The organism is Hymenobacter agri (assembly GCF_054778495.1).
The window spans coordinates 1-589 of the sequence record NZ_BAAGZM010001251.1 but is presented as its reverse complement, the minus strand read 5'-3'; the positions used below and the strand labels follow the sequence as shown (position 1 = coordinate 589).

Sequence of the window (589 nt, the reverse complement as noted above, 5' to 3'; positions counted from 1 at the left end):
TGGCAGTGCTGATGCTGCTGGGGCTGGCGGTGCTGTTCGGCTCCCTCACGGCGGTTATCGGCCTGTTCAACAGCCGCGACGTGCTGCGCCGCTCGCCACTGGAGGTGCTGCGGGCCGAGGGGTGAGGGTTGTAAAGTACCTGTCATCCAGAGTGCAGCGAAGGACCTTATCACGTTAGGACGAGTCGTTTCAATGTGATAGGGTCCTTCGCTGCGCTCTGGATGACAGGCGGTTTATATTCGTCTACCCCACTCTACAAAATCACCTGCAGCTGCATGGTCACCTCCGGCCGGTACTGCAGGTTGTTCACATCGGTGAAATCGGGGCGGTGGCGGTAGTTGAGCGTGACTTTGGCCTGGTGGCCGTCGAGCAGCACATTCACGCCGCCGTCGAGGATATGCAGGTCCTGAATGCTGCCGTCGAGACGGCGCAGGGCCTCGTAGCGGCCGTGGATGTAGCTGGCGTAGGGTTGCAGGCGCACCTTGGGGCCGAGCAAGCGCTTGGGCAGCAGGAAGCCGGTTTGCACCGTTTGGGCCGAGCCGGTGCCCACGATGGGCACCGCGTTGCCGCGCAGCGCCGCCGAGCCCGC

The 589-nt window shown here is 63.7% G+C and carries 1 pseudogene; it reads right to left on the bottom strand.

The features are described from left to right. Positions 1 to 253 precede the first annotated feature (253 nt). Positions 254 to 589: pseudogene (locus tag ACYVDE_RS25610) on the bottom strand (hypothetical protein); the annotation flags it as partial.